Origin of the sequence: Diaphorobacter sp. LI3, assembly GCF_022807955.1 — a bacterium.
In the GTDB taxonomy this organism is placed as follows: Bacteria; Pseudomonadota; Gammaproteobacteria; order Burkholderiales; family Burkholderiaceae_C; genus Diaphorobacter; species Diaphorobacter nitroreducens.
In genome coordinates, this window is record NZ_CP094346.1 from 908,929 (window position 1) to 921,373 (window position 12,445).

The following is a 12,445-nucleotide window of genomic DNA, read 5'->3' on the forward strand; positions in this document are numbered from 1 at the left end:
TGCCCCTGCGCGCGCGCCGCGCACCAGGAGCGCCGACATGACGTCACGTTTCGGCCACAGCCAGCACCCCCGCCGTGGGCGATCCGCGCGCGCGCGGGCCGGACGGCGCGAGGGCGTTCAGTCCAACTTTCCCGCGACGCAGGTCCTGGAGCGCTCTGCGCACTCCCTTCCCGCGCGCCAACGCACGGCGCTGGTCATGGCCGGTGGCACGGGCGGACATATCTTTCCTGGCCTGGCACTGGCCGAGGCGCTGCGCGAACGTGGCTGGCAGGTGCATTGGCTGGGCACGCCCGGCAGCATGGAAGAGCGCCTGGTGCCGCCGCGCGGTTTTGCGTTCGAGGCCATCGACTTCTCCGGCGTGCGCGGCAAGGGCCTGAAGACACTGCTGGCCTTGCCGCTGCGGCTGGCGCGCGCATGCCTGCAGGCGCGCGCGGTGGTGCGCCGGTTGCAGCCGGACGTGGTGATCGGCCTGGGCGGGTACGTCACCTTCCCTGGCGGCATTGCCGCGCGCCTGGCGCGCAAGCCGCTGCTGCTGCACGAGCAGAACTCAGTGCCCGGCATGGCCAACAAGCTGCTGTCGCGGCTGGCCACGCGGGTCTACACGGCCTTTCCCAATGTGCTGCCCGATGCGCAGTGGGTGGGCAACCCCATGCGGCGCGCCTTTACGCGCCAGCCACGTCCCGAGCGGCGCCTTGCCGGGCGCGAAGGTCCGCTGCGCCTGCTGGTGGTGGGCGGCAGTCTGGGCGCCAAGGCGCTCAACGACATCGTGCCCCAGGCGCTGGCGTGGATCCATGAGCAGGACCGACCCATCGTCACCCACCAGAGCGGAGAGTCCCAGATCGAGGCGCTGCGCCGCAGCTACGCGGCGGCGGGCGTCGAGGCCACGCTCACGCCGTTCATCGAGGACACCGCGGCCGCGTTCGCCGAAGCGGACCTGGTGCTGTGCCGCGCGGGCGCCAGCACGGTGACGGAGATTGCGGCCGTGGGGGCTGCGGCGGTGTTCGTGCCATTCCCGCACGCGGTGGACGACCACCAGACCACCAACGCGCAGTACCTGGTGAAGGTGGGCGGGGGCTGGCTGGTGCAGCAGGCCGACCTGACCGCCCACGGCCTGGCCGAGATGCTGCAGAACATGAAGCGCCAGGACCTGCTGGCCAAGGCGCAAAAGGCACGCACGATGCGAAAGATCAACGCAACCCGCGACATCGTCGCGGCATGTGAAAGGCTGGCACGATGAAGCAGGCCATTCGCCACATCCACTTCGTCGGCATCGGCGGCTCCGGCATGTGCGGCATTGCCGAGGTGTTGCACAACCTGGGCTATGTGGTTTCCGGCTCCGACCTGGCCGACAGCCCCACGCTGCGCCGCCTGCAGTCATTGGGCGTGGCCACCCATGTGGGCCACGCGGCGGCGCACATCGCTGGTGCGGACGCCGTGGTGACCTCCACCGCTGTGCAGGCCGACAACCCCGAGGTGCTGGCCGCGCGTGAGCGCAAGATTCCCGTGGTGCCGCGCGCGTTGATGCTGACCGAGCTGATGCGCCTGCGCAAGGGCATCGCCATTGCCGGCGCACACGGCAAGACCACCACCACCAGCCTGGTGGCCAGCGTGCTGGGGGAGGCGGGGCTGGACCCGACCTTCGTGATCGGCGGGCGGCTGAACAGCGCGGGCACCAATGCCAAGCTGGGCCAGGGCGAGTACATCGTGGTCGAGGCCGACGAGTCGGATGGCTCGTTCCTCAACCTGCTGCCCGTCATGGCGGTGGTCACCAACATCGATGCCGATCATATGGAGACCTACGGCCACGACTTCGGCCGGCTCAAGCAGGCATTCGTGGACTTCCTGCACCGCATGCCGTTTTACGGCACGGCCATCCTGTGCATCGACAACCCGGCGGTGCGCGACATCCTGCCGCTGGTGACCTGCCCGGTGACGAGCTACGGCCTGTCCGAGGATGCCGAGGTGCGCGCCGTGGATGTGCGTGCCGTGGGCACGCAGATGCATTTCACCGTGCAGCGGCGCAACGGCGTGACGCTGCCGGACCTGCAGGTCGTGCTCAACCTGGCCGGCGAGCACAACGTGCTCAACGCCCTGGCGGTGATCGCCGTGGCGGCCGAGCTGAACGTGCCCGACGAGGCCCTGCTGCGCGCACTCGCCGGTTTCACCGGGGTGGGGCGGCGCTTCCAGCGCCACGGCGACCTGCCCGCGCAGGGTGGGGGGCACTTCACGCTCATCGAGGACTACGGGCACCACCCTGTGGAGATGGCGGCCACGCTTGCGGCCGCGCGCGGGGCGTACCCGGGGCGGCGCCTGGTGCTGGCCTTCCAGCCGCACCGCTACAGCCGCACGCGCGACTGCTTCGAGGACTTCGTCAAGGTGTTGGGCACAGCCGACGCGGTGCTGCTGACCGAGGTCTATGCCGCGGGCGAGGCGCCCATCGTGGCGGCCGACGGCCGGTCGCTGGCGCGCGCACTGCGCGTGGCCGGCACGGTGGAGCCGGTGTTCATCGACAACGTGGCCGACATGCCGCAGCGCATTGCCGCGGGCGCCCGGGATGGCGATGTGGTGCTGTGCATGGGGGCGGGCTCGATCGGTGGCGTACCCGCCAAGGTGGTTGATTTGCTGCAAAAAAATGAGCTGCTAGCGCAGGAAGGACGGGCGCAATGAGCCAAAATGACCCCAAGATTGATGTGAAGGCGCTGGGCAAAGTGGCCGTGCTCATGGGGGGCACGTCGGCCGAGCGTGAGGTGTCGCTGATGTCGGGCGGCGGCGTGCTGCAGGCGCTGCGCTCGCGCGGCGTGGACGCGCATGCGTTCGACCCCGCGCACAGTGATCTGTCGGAGCTCAAGGCCCACGGCTACAGCCGCTGCTTCATCGCGCTGCACGGCCGCCATGGCGAGGACGGTACGGTGCAGGGCGCGCTGGAGCTGCTGGGCATTCCGTACACCGGTCCCGGCGTGATGGCGTCCAGCATCGCCATGGACAAGATCATGACCAAGCGCATCTGGCGCGCGGACGGCCTGCCCACGCCAGACTGGCGCCTGGTGTCCAGCAGTGCGGAGACGGCCCAGGCCTTCCAGGAGCTGGGCGCGCCGATGATCGTCAAGCCCTCGCGCGAGGGCTCCACCATCGGCCTGACCAAGGTCACTTCGCTGGGGCAGTGCGAACAGGCGTATCGGCTGGCCGCGCAGCATGACCCCGAGGTGCTGTGCGAGCAGTTCATCGATGGTGACGAGACCACCTGTCCCATACTGGGCCAAGGCGCCGAGGCGCGCGCGCTGCCGGTGATCCGCATCGAGGCGCCCCAGGGCAACTACGACTACCAGAACAAGTACTTCACCGACGTCACGCAGTACCACTGCCCGAGCGGCCTGCCCGAGGCCGAGGAGCGCGAGATCCAGCGCATCGTCGTGCAGGCTTACCGTACGCTGGGTTGCCGCGGCTGGGCGCGCGCCGACATCATGATCCGCGCGAGCGACCGCAAGCCCTTCCTGCTGGAAATCAACACCTCGCCCGGCATGACCGGCCACTCGCTGGTGCCGATGTCGGCCAATGCCAGCGGCATCAGCTACCCCGACCTGTGCCTGCGCATCCTGGCGAGCGCGTCGCTGGACGCGCTGCAGGGCCGGGCCGGTGCGGCAGGAGGACGGGAGCCGGTATGAACAACACGCTGCCCGCACCGCTGGACGTTCGCCTCATGAACATGACCGCTACGGTCCTGTTCCTGGGCTGCGCCCTGGCCGTGCTGGCGGTGGGCGGGGGCTGGCTGCTGCGCCACCCTGCGTTTTCGATCGGGCGCATCGTGGTGGAGGGCGACCTCGTGCACACCAGCGCGTTGAGCCTGCGTGCCAACGTTGCGCCGCAACTCGTGGGCAACTTCTTCACCATCGACCTGCAGGCCGCGCGCCGCGCCTTCGAGCAGGTGCCCTGGGTGCGGCAGGCTTATGTGCGACGCGAGTTCCCCAGTGGCCTGCGCGTGCAGCTGCAGGAGCACGACGTGGTCGCCTACTGGGGCGCCGAAGGCAGCGACACCCTGGTCAATAGCCGGGGCGAGGTCTTTGAAGCCGACGCGGGCGACCTGGAGCAAGACAACCTACCGCGCCTGATGGGCGCGCCCGAGCGCTCCGCGGAGTTGCTGCAGATGTACCGCCAGCTGGCGCCCGCGTTGGCGCCGCTGGGTTCCGGCATCGACTCGTTGCAGCTCACGGGGAATGGAGGCTGGCGGGTCACGCTGGACAGCGGTGCGGTGCTGGAGCTGGGGAGTGGCTCGACGCAATTGCTGATGCAGCGCGTGTCGCGTTTGGTGCACACGCTGCCGGACGTGGCGCAACGGCAGGGGCGTCGCGTGGATGCGCTGGAGTACGCCGACTTGCGGCATGAAAGCGGCTATGCGCTGCGCCTGCGCGGCGTCACCACCGTGAGTACGGACGCACAGAAGGCGGCTGCGCTGCGCGCGGCGTCGCGTGCGCGCAGGGCGGGGCAGAACAACTGAGGGCAGGACAAAGAACTATGGCAAGAGAATACAAAGACGTGGTCGTGGGGCTGGACATCGGCACCGCCAAGGTCATGGCAGTCGTCGCTGAAGTGCTGCCCGGGGGCGAGCTGAAGCTGGCCGGCCTGGGCGTAGCCCCCAGCAATGGCTTGAAGCGCGGCGTGGTGGTGAACATCGACGCCACGGTGCAGAGCATCCAGCAGGCGCTGAAGGAGGCCGAGTTGATGGCCGACTGCAAGATCCAGCGCGTCTATACCGGCATCACGGGCAGCCATATCCGCGGCCTCAACTCCAGCGGCATGGTGGCCGTGAAGGACAAGGAGGTCACGCCGGCGGACGTGGCGCGCGTGGTGGAGACGGCCAAGGCCATCAACATCTCCAGCGACCAGCGGCTGCTGCTGGTGGAGCCGCAGGAGTTCGTGATCGACGGGCAGGATGTCAAAGAGCCCATCGGCATGAGCGGCATCCGCCTGGAGGCCAAGATCCACATCGTGACCGGCGCGCAGAGCGCGGCCGAGAACATCATCAAGTGCGTGCGCCGCTGCGGCCTGGAAGTGGAGCAGCTGATGCTGAACCCGCTGGCGAGCAGCCAGGCTGTCCTTACCGATGACGAGCGCGAACTGGGCGTGGCCGTGGTGGACATTGGCGCGGGCACCACCGATGTGGCCATCTTCACCGGGGGGGCGATCCGCCACACGGCGGTGATCCCGATCGCGGGCGACCTGATCACCAGCGATATCGCGATGGCGCTGCGCACACCCACCAAGGACGCCGAGGACATCAAGGTGGAGAGCGGCTACGCCAAGCAGTTGCTCGCCGACCCTGAGGCGCAGGTCGAGGTGCCAGGCCTGGGCGACCGCAGCCCGCGCATGCTGTCCAAGCAGGCGCTGGCGGGTGTGATCGAACCGCGCGTGGAGGAGATCTTCTCGCTGGTGCAGCAGGTGATCCGCGAGTCCGGGTATGAGGAGGTGCTGTCCTCGGGCATCGTGATCACGGGCGGCAGCTCCGTCATGCCGGGCATGGTGGAGCTGGGCGAGGACATCTTCCTCAAGCCCGTGCGCCGCGGCATCCCGAAGTACTCCAGCGCGCTGGCCGACATGATTGCCCAGCCGCGCGCCGCTACCGTCATGGGCCTGCTGGAAGAGGCGCGCCTGGCGCGCCTGCGCGGCTTCAAGGTGGCAGCCAAGAGCGGGTCGGTGAAGACCGCATTTGGCCGGTTCAAGGACTTCATCGTGGGGAACTTCTGACATGACCTTCCCCCCGCTCTGGATGGCACGCGCCAGTCCGCCGCCGCGGCGCCGGGGGCGATGGCGAAGTACCGCGCCTCCGCCCGACGGCAATGACCGTCCCCTAACAAACACCAACCTACGGCAATTGCAAATCACAACCCAAGTTTCAGGAGCACCATCATGACCATCGAAATGATCGAGTCCGAAGAGTTCAACCAGGGCACGCAGATCAAGGTGATCGGTGTCGGCGGGGGCGGCGGCAACGCCGTCGAGCACATGATCTCGCGCAACGTGCAGGGCGTGGAGTTCGTCACGGCCAACACCGACGCGCAGGCGCTCACCCGCAGCACGGCGCATCGCACCATCCAACTGGGCGCAAGCGGCTTGGGCGCGGGCAGCAAGCCCGACAAGGGCCGCGAGGCCGCCGAGGCTGCGCAGGAGGACATCCGCCAGGCCATCCAGGGCTCGCATATGCTGTTCATTACCGCCGGCATGGGCGGCGGCACGGGCACGGGCGCTGCGCCCGTGATCGCGCGCGTGGCCAAGGAGATGGGCATCCTCACGGTGGGCGTGGTCACCAAGCCCTTCGACTGGGAGGGCGGGCGCCGCATGAAGAACGCCGACGATGGACTGGCCGAGCTCGAAGCCAACGTCGACTCGCTGATCGTCGTGCTCAACGAGAAGCTGCTGGAGGTGCTGGGCGATGACATCACCCAGGAAGAAGCCTTCGCGCACGCCAACGATGTGCTCAAGAACGCGGTCGGCGGTATCGCCGAGATCATCAACGAGTACGGCCAGGTGAACGTGGACTTCGAGGACGTGCGCACCGTGATGGGCGAACCCGGCAAGGCGATGATGGGCACGGCCACGGCCAGCGGCCCGGATCGCGCGCGCATCGCGGCCGAGCAGGCGATCGCCTGCCCGCTGCTCGAAGGTATCGACCTGTCGGGTGCCAAGGGCGTGCTGGTGCTGGTCACGGCAAGCAAGGGCAGCCTCAAGCTGGCCGAATCGCGGCTGGCAATGAACACCATCAACGCCTACGCCTCGCCGGACGCGCATGTGATCTTCGGCGCGGCATACGACGACACGCTGGGTGACGAGATCCGCGTGACCGTGGTGGCCACGGGCCTGTCGCGCCAGAACGCGCGCCGCCAGCCCATGCAGGTGGTGCAGGGCAGCCTGCGCACCGGCACGGACAACGTGGCGTACCAGATGCCGATGGCCGGCGCAGCGGTCGGAGTTTCCGCCGGCATGGTGGGCGGTGCGCCCCAGGCCGACTACGGCAGCATGGCCGTGCCGAGCGTCTGGCGCACCAACCGTTCCGTGGCCACGGCGCGCGTGGATGCGCTGTCTTCGGGCGGCATGGATGAACTGGAGATTCCGGCCTTCCTGCGCAAGCAGGCGGACTGAAGCTCCACCGGCGCCACGACCAAGGTGCCTGAATGAAAAAGCCGCTGGCACGCCAGCGGCTTTTTCATGTGCGGTCGCGCATCCGTATGACGTGCGCTACACGGCGCGCGCTGGCGCCTGCGGGCGCCGCACGGATCGGCGTCAGAACGACTCCCAGTCGCCGTCGTCCGGGCCGGCGCCGGGCGCCTTGGCGGGCTTGGCCTGTAGCGCGGGTGCCGCGGGAGTGGACAGAGCGCGAGGTGCGCTTGCGGCCGGGCGCGCCGCGGGGGGTGCAGCACGCGTGGGCGCCGTGGCGGGGCGGGGCCGCTGTACCTCGCCTGCCTGCACGCGGAACAGCGCCACCACGTCGGTCAGCTTCATGGCCTGCTCGCGCAGGCTGGCCGCCGCGGCGGTGGATTCCTCCACCAGCGCGGAGTTCTGCTGCGTCATCTGGTCAAGCTGGTGCATGGCGGTGCTGACCTGGGCAATGCCCTGGCTTTGCTCGGAGGTGGCGGCGCGCACTTCGCCAATGATGTCCGTCACCCGCTGAACGCTGCTGACGATCTCGGTCATGGTGCTGCCGGCGCTGTCCACCAGTGTCGTGCCGGAGCGGACCTTTTCCACCGAATCGTTGATCAATGCCTTGATCTCCTTGGCGGCTTGCGCACTGCGCTGCGCGAGTGTGCGGACTTCTCCGGCCACCACGGCAAAGCCCCGGCCTTGTTCGCCGGCGCGCGCCGCCTCCACGGCCGCATTCAGAGCCAGGATGTTGGTCTGGAAGGCGATACCGTCGATCACGCCGATGATGTCGCTGATCTTGCCGCTGCTGGCGTTGATGCCTTCCATGGTGCTCACCACCTGGGATACCACGTCCCCGCCGCGTGCCGCCACCTGCGCGGCCGATGCGGCCAGTTGGTTGGCGGTCTGGGTGGCGTCGGAGGTCTGGCGCACCGTGCTGGAGAGCTCTTCCATGCTGCTGGCCGTGGCCTGCAGGTTGCTGGCCGTGTCCTCGGTGCGATGGGCCAGGTCGTTGTTGCCCTGCGCGATCTCGCTGGCCGCGGTGGCAATGCTGTCTGAGGCGCTGCGCACCTCGACCACGAGGCGGCGCAGCGAGGCCACCATCTGCGACAGTCCATCCATCAGCGATCCTGCGGGCGCGGGAGGGATGGCGGTGTCCAGATGGCCCTGCGCGACTTCGGACATGACGCTCATGGCGTGGGCGGGTTCGCCGCCGATCTGGCGCACCACCGAGCGGAACACCGCAAACCCGACCACTCCCACGGCAAGGGTGACGAGCGCGACCACCAGCAGGTCGGTCAGCAGCGCCTGACGCACTGCGGCATCGATATCGTCGGTGTACAGGCCGGAGCCCACCATCCAGTTCCATCCATCGATGCGCACGGCGTATTGCAGCTTGGGTGCGAGCGTCTGCTCGCCAGGGCGCATGAACCTGGCAGAGACATACGCCTTGCCATCCTTGCTGCGCTGCAGTGCGTCCGTGATCTGTTTGAGCAGGTCGTTGCCATCGCCGTCCTTGAGCTTGCCGGCCATGTTCTGGCCTTCCCACTCGGGCTTGATGGGGTGCATCACGCCGCGGCTGTCCATGGTCCAGATGTAGAAATACTCGGTCTTGCCTTCCGCGCCGCCGTAGCGCGACAGGCGCAGGGCTTCCTTGGCGGCCTTCTGCGCGTCCTCTACGCTCATCGCGCCCTTGTCGGCCGCTTCCTTGTAAGCGGCGACGATGCTGTGCGCCGTCTGCACGGCGGTGGTCAGGGTTTCCTTGCGGGCGTCGATGATGAGCTTGCGCTCCTGCAGCAACGACAGGGTCGACATCACGATCAGCGCGAGCAGCGCCGTTCCCAGCATGGCAAGAATCTTCATCTTGAGGCTGAGCTTGGTCATGGGGGCTTTCTCCGAAATTCGCCAAGATGGCGAGTTTTAAAAACATTTATTTACATAATTATCTCATTTGTTCCAATTTTGTTCGGCGACCTGCGCGTTGTCCGTGCGTCAGCGCTTCTGCCGATCGACGCGCAAGGCAGGCGGCAGAACGTCTGCCTGCTATCAACGTCATAGAAAAGGGGTACTGTCGGCCCGTGTCTGGCCGCCTAAAATCGCGGGATGCTTCAGCAACGCACCATCAAGACCCTGACCCGCGCCGTGGGCGTAGGCCTGCACAGCGGCCAGCGGGTCGAGTTGACGTTGCGCCCGGCACAGCCGGACACGGGGATCGTGTTCCGCCGCGTAGATCTGCCGGAGCCCGTGGACATTCCCATTACCGCCACGGCTGTCGTGGATACGCGCATGGCCTCGACCATTGGCGCCGGCGGTGCGAAGGTGCATACCGTGGAGCACCTCATGTCGGCCTGCGCCGGCCTGGGGCTGGACAACCTGTACATCGACATCACGGCCGAGGAGGTGCCCATCCTCGACGGCTCCTCGGCGTCCTTCGTGTTCCTGCTGCAGAGCGCGGGCGTCGAGTTGCAGAACGCCCCCAAGCGCTTCATCCGCGTCACGCGCCCCGTCGAGGTGCGCGAGGGCGAGGGGCACAACCTCAAGTGGGCGCGCCTGGAGCCCTACCACGGCTTCAAGCTGCGCTTCGAGATCGATTTCGCCCACCCCGCCGTCGATTCCACGGGGCAGAGCGTGGAGTTCGACCTTGGGAGCGGCAACTACGCGCGCGACATCGCCCGCGCGCGCACCTTCGGCTTCACCAAGGACGTGGAGATGCTGCGCACCAGCGGCCTGGCGCTGGGCGGGGGGCTGGACAACGCCATCGTCATGGACGACTACAAGGTGCTCAACGCCGACGGCCTGCGCTACGACGACGAGTTCGCCAAGCACAAGATCCTGGACGCCATGGGCGACCTGTACCTCGTGGGCAAGCCGCTGCTGGCGGCCTACAGCGCCTTCCGCTCGGGCCACGCCATGAACAACCTGCTGTTGCGCGAACTGCTGGCCCACGAGGATGCGTGGGAGATCGTGACCTTCGAGAATGAGCGCCAGGCGCCCGCAGGTTTCACACAGCCGGTGCGTGCCTGGTAACGGACGGGGGACGCGTGCATGTTGATCTTCCGATGGGCTGTCCTTCTGCTGCTGCTGGCTGCCGGCGTGTCGTTTGCCTTTTTTGCCGCTACGGGACAGCAGCGCTACAAGCGTTTTGGACTGGTCATCGTCAAATGGACCGTGATCGCGGCGTCCATGTTCTTCCTGGTGCTGATCCTCGAGCGTCTGCTGTAAGGCACCTTGCTGGCGGTCAAGTCGCCTATACTCGGCCCCGCTCCGGGGTGCACGTAACGGCGTGCTGAGATGGCGGACCTGACCGCCGGAACCGCGAACTTGATCTGGTTCATACCAGCGTAAGAAGAGCTGCAGTCGGATAGGGGGAAACGGGTACACCCGCAAGAAGGGTCGTGCTCCGTCCGTCCATCCGATCGATAGCGGAGCAATTCCATCCATCCCGCCGATGAAGGAGCTGCCCGCCATGAATGCCCCCGACAAGTTCGCCAGCCTGCTTGCGCTCACGCGCGAACCCTTTCCCGCTTCCACCAAGTCCTACCTCGCCGGCAGCCAACCCGGGCTGCGCGTGCCGGTGCGCGACATTCAGCTCACCAACGGCGAAGTGGTGAGCGTGTACGACACGTCCGGCCCCTATACCGATCCTGCCGTGCAGATCGACGTGCGCAAGGGCCTTGCGAGCGTGCGGGGCGAATGGATTGCCGCGCGCGGCGACACCGAGGGCTATGAGGGTCGCGTACGCAAGGCGCTGGACGACGGCCAGAAGGCCGAGGATGGCGACCGCCTGGCCCAGCTGCGCGCCGAGGCTGCGGCGCTGCAGCGCCAGCCGCTGCGCGCCAGGAGCGGCGCCAACGTCACGCAGATGCACTACGCGAAGAAGGGCATCGTCACTCCCGAGATGGAATACGTGGCCTTGCGCGAGAACGGTCGCCGCGAGTGGATGCAGCAATACATGCAGGACGCCGCGCGCGAGCAGCGCCTGGCCGGCAACCCACTGGGTGCGAGCATTCCGAAAATCATCACGCCCGAGTTCGTGCGCGACGAGGTCGCCCGTGGCCGCGCCATCATTCCCGCCAACATCAACCACCCCGAAGTGGAGCCCATGGCCATCGGGCGCAACTTCAAGGTGAAGATCAACGCCAACATCGGCAACTCCGCCGTCACGTCGAGCATCGAGGAAGAGGTGGAGAAGCTCGTCTGGGCCATCCGCTGGGGCGCCGACAACGTGATGGACCTGTCCACCGGCAAGAACATCCACACCACGCGCGACTGGATCGTGCGCAACTCGCCGGTGCCCATCGGCACGGTGCCTATCTACCAGGCGCTGGAAAAGGTCGGTGGCATTGCCGAGGACCTGACCTGGGAGATCTTCCGCGACACGCTGATCGAGCAGGCCGAGCAGGGCGTGGACTATTTCACCATCCACGCGGGCGTGCGCCTGGCCTACATCCAGCTCACCGCCGCGCGCCGCACGGGCATCGTGTCCCGTGGCGGCTCCATCATGGCCAAGTGGTGCATGGCGCACCACAAGGAGAGCTTCCTCTACACGCACTTCGAGGACATCTGCGACATCATGAAGGCGTACGACGTGTCGTTCAGCCTGGGTGATGGCCTGCGTCCGGGCTGCGCCTCGGACGCCAACGACGAAGCCCAGTTCGCCGAGCTGCACACGCTGGGCGAGCTGACGCAGATTGCCTGGAAGCACGACGTGCAGACCATGATCGAAGGCCCCGGCCACGTGCCCATGCACATGATCCAGGCCAACATGACGGAGCAGCTCAAGACCTGCCACGAGGCGCCGTTCTACACCCTGGGCCCGCTGACCATCGACATCGCCCCCGGCTACGACCACATCGCCAGCGCCATCGGCGCCGCCATGATTGGCTGGATGGGCACGGCCATGCTGTGCTACGTGACGCCCAAGGAGCACCTGGGCCTGCCCGACCGCGACGATGTCAAGCAGGGCATCATTGCCTACAAGATCGCGGCCCACGCGGCCGACGTGGCCAAGGGCCACCCCGGTGCCCGTGCGCGCGACGACGCGCTGAGCCAGGCGCGGTTCGACTTCCGTTGGCAGGACCAGTTCAACCTGGGCCTGGACCCCGATACGGCCAAGGAGTACCACGACGAGACCCTGCCCAAGGACAGCGCCAAGGTGGCGCACTTCTGCTCCATGTGCGGGCCGAAGTTCTGCTCGATGAAGATCACGCAGGAAGTGCGCGAATTCGCCCAACAGGGCCTGCAGTCCAAGGCAGAGGAGTTCAACCGCACGGGCGGCGAGCTCTACGTGCCCATCCACCGCGCCGACTGACCCACG

At 67.5% G+C, this 12,445-nt stretch carries 10 protein-coding genes and 1 riboswitch; of the genes, 9 read left to right on the forward strand and 1 reads right to left on the reverse strand.

Features of this window, described 5'->3' with window-relative positions; translation table 11 throughout:
* Positions 1-37: 37 nt before the first annotated feature.
* The 6 genes from murG (at position 38) to ftsZ (ending at position 7,131) form a co-directional block, all read left to right on the forward strand.
* Entirely contained in the window at positions 38-1,237 is a 1,200-nt protein-coding gene (gene murG / locus MRB47_RS04240) for an undecaprenyldiphospho-muramoylpentapeptide beta-N-acetylglucosaminyltransferase (protein WP_123676128.1), read from the forward strand.
* Positions 1,234-2,667 (forward strand): UDP-N-acetylmuramate--L-alanine ligase, encoded by a 1,434-nt coding sequence (murC, locus tag MRB47_RS04245; RefSeq protein WP_123676129.1) that lies wholly within the window; start codon positions 1,234-1,236, stop codon positions 2,665-2,667. Before murG ends, murC begins: the two co-directional genes overlap by 4 nt.
* Positions 2,664-3,662, forward strand: coding sequence for a D-alanine--D-alanine ligase (locus MRB47_RS04250; RefSeq protein WP_015914261.1), 999 nt, complete (start codon positions 2,664-2,666; stop codon positions 3,660-3,662). Before murC ends, MRB47_RS04250 begins: the two co-directional genes overlap by 4 nt.
* Positions 3,659-4,492 (forward strand): cell division protein FtsQ/DivIB, encoded by an 834-nt coding sequence (locus MRB47_RS04255; protein WP_252101986.1) that lies wholly within the window; start codon positions 3,659-3,661, stop codon positions 4,490-4,492. Before MRB47_RS04250 ends, MRB47_RS04255 begins: the two co-directional genes overlap by 4 nt.
* Before the next feature lie 17 nt (positions 4,493-4,509).
* Positions 4,510-5,739, forward strand: a complete 1,230-nt coding sequence (ftsA, locus tag MRB47_RS04260; protein WP_015914259.1) for a cell division protein FtsA — start codon at positions 4,510-4,512, stop codon at positions 5,737-5,739.
* 162 nt (positions 5,740-5,901) lie between these two features.
* On the forward strand, positions 5,902-7,131 hold the full coding sequence (ftsZ, locus tag MRB47_RS04265; protein ID WP_252101987.1) for a cell division protein FtsZ: 1,230 nt from the start codon (positions 5,902-5,904) through the stop codon (positions 7,129-7,131).
* A 141-nt stretch (positions 7,132-7,272) separates the two neighbouring features.
* Here the strand turns inward: ftsZ and MRB47_RS04270 are convergent, their stop codons facing one another.
* The gene (locus tag MRB47_RS04270) at positions 7,273-9,012 is read right to left on the reverse strand and encodes a methyl-accepting chemotaxis protein (RefSeq protein ID WP_252101988.1); all 1,740 of its coding nucleotides are present in this window, start codon (positions 9,010-9,012) and stop codon (positions 7,273-7,275) included.
* A 219-nt stretch (positions 9,013-9,231) separates the two neighbouring features.
* Between MRB47_RS04270 and lpxC the strand changes: the two genes are divergently transcribed.
* The 3 genes from lpxC (at position 9,232) to thiC (ending at position 12,439) form a co-directional block, all read left to right on the forward strand.
* Positions 9,232-10,155, forward strand: coding sequence for a UDP-3-O-acyl-N-acetylglucosamine deacetylase (gene lpxC / locus MRB47_RS04275; RefSeq protein ID WP_252101989.1), 924 nt, complete (start codon positions 9,232-9,234; stop codon positions 10,153-10,155).
* Between the two features lie 18 nt (positions 10,156-10,173).
* On the forward strand, positions 10,174-10,350 hold the full coding sequence (locus tag MRB47_RS04280; RefSeq protein WP_011806756.1) for a hypothetical protein: 177 nt from the start codon (positions 10,174-10,176) through the stop codon (positions 10,348-10,350).
* 33 nt (positions 10,351-10,383) lie between these two features.
* Positions 10,384-10,493: riboswitch (TPP riboswitch) on the forward strand.
* A gap of 101 nt (positions 10,494-10,594) precedes the next feature.
* On the forward strand, positions 10,595-12,439 hold the full coding sequence (thiC, locus tag MRB47_RS04285; protein WP_252101990.1) for a phosphomethylpyrimidine synthase ThiC: 1,845 nt from the start codon (positions 10,595-10,597) through the stop codon (positions 12,437-12,439).
* Positions 12,440-12,445 lie beyond the last annotated feature (6 nt).

Excerpts from the sequence above, each read along its gene's own strand:
- murG (WP_123676128.1), top strand. The coding sequence starts at position 38 with ATGACGTCACGTTTCGGCCACAGCCAGCACCCCCGCCGTGGGCGATCC.
- murC (WP_123676129.1), top strand. The coding sequence starts at position 1,234 with ATGAAGCAGGCCATTCGCCACATCCACTTCGTCGGCATCGGCGGCTCC.
- MRB47_RS04250 (WP_015914261.1), top strand. The coding sequence starts at position 2,664 with ATGAGCCAAAATGACCCCAAGATTGATGTGAAGGCGCTGGGCAAAGTG.
- MRB47_RS04255 (WP_252101986.1), top strand. The coding sequence starts at position 3,659 with ATGAACAACACGCTGCCCGCACCGCTGGACGTTCGCCTCATGAACATG.
- ftsA (WP_015914259.1), top strand. The coding sequence starts at position 4,510 with ATGGCAAGAGAATACAAAGACGTGGTCGTGGGGCTGGACATCGGCACC.
- ftsZ (WP_252101987.1), top strand. The coding sequence starts at position 5,902 with ATGACCATCGAAATGATCGAGTCCGAAGAGTTCAACCAGGGCACGCAG.
- MRB47_RS04270 (WP_252101988.1), bottom strand. The coding sequence starts at position 9,012 with ATGACCAAGCTCAGCCTCAAGATGAAGATTCTTGCCATGCTGGGAACG.
- lpxC (WP_252101989.1), top strand. The coding sequence starts at position 9,232 with ATGCTTCAGCAACGCACCATCAAGACCCTGACCCGCGCCGTGGGCGTA.
- MRB47_RS04280 (WP_011806756.1), top strand. The coding sequence starts at position 10,174 with ATGTTGATCTTCCGATGGGCTGTCCTTCTGCTGCTGCTGGCTGCCGGC.
- thiC (WP_252101990.1), top strand. The coding sequence starts at position 10,595 with ATGAATGCCCCCGACAAGTTCGCCAGCCTGCTTGCGCTCACGCGCGAA.